This is a genomic window from Curtobacterium sp. B18, from assembly GCF_000333375.1.
Lineage (GTDB): Bacteria > Actinomycetota > Actinomycetes > Actinomycetales > Microbacteriaceae > Curtobacterium.
Genome location: NZ_BACZ01000473.1, coordinates 1 through 542, shown reverse-complemented (window position 1 = coordinate 542; position 542 = coordinate 1). Strand labels below are relative to the sequence as shown.

The following is a 542-nucleotide window of genomic DNA, read 5'->3' as shown; positions in this document are numbered from 1 at the left end:
CCTCTTCTGCTCACGACGCGCGTGGGCGCGTGCGCGCGTGGCGCGTTTGCTCGCGCTACAGGCCCAGCGGGCTGCCGTCCTGCACGATGATGCCGTCGGTGATCGCGCGCTTCCGGAGCGCGACCTTCGTGCCGACGTCGAAGCCGGCGACGCGGTACTTCTCGCGGATGCGCTTGAGGTAGCTCTTCGCGGTCTCCTCGGAGATGCCGAGCTGGTACGCCACGCTCTTCACGGGCTCGCCGCCGCCGTAGAGCGCCATCACGCGTCGCTCCTGCGCGCTGAGCTTCGGCACGCCACCGACGTCGCCACTGTTGATCGCCAGGTCGAGCTCGGCCGAGACGTACTGCTCGCCGCGCTGGGCGGAGCGGATGGCCTCGACGATCATCTCGGCGTCCTCGCTCTTCACGAGGTAGCCGAGGGCGCCGGAGGCGAGGGCCTCACGGACGACGTTCGGCTCCGAGTAGGTGCTCATCACGACGGTCTTGACGCCGGCGGTCTTGAGCGTGGAGATCTTCAGTGAGACCGGGATCGAGTCCTTGAGG

At 68.6% G+C, this 542-nt stretch carries 1 protein-coding gene; it reads right to left on the bottom strand.

Features of this window, described 5'->3' with window-relative positions; genetic code table 11:
• Positions 1-55 precede the first annotated feature (55 nt).
• A partial coding sequence (locus tag I5E_RS12675) for a DNA-binding response regulator (RefSeq protein ID WP_022907312.1) occupies positions 56-542 on the bottom strand: 487 nt, incomplete at its 5' end.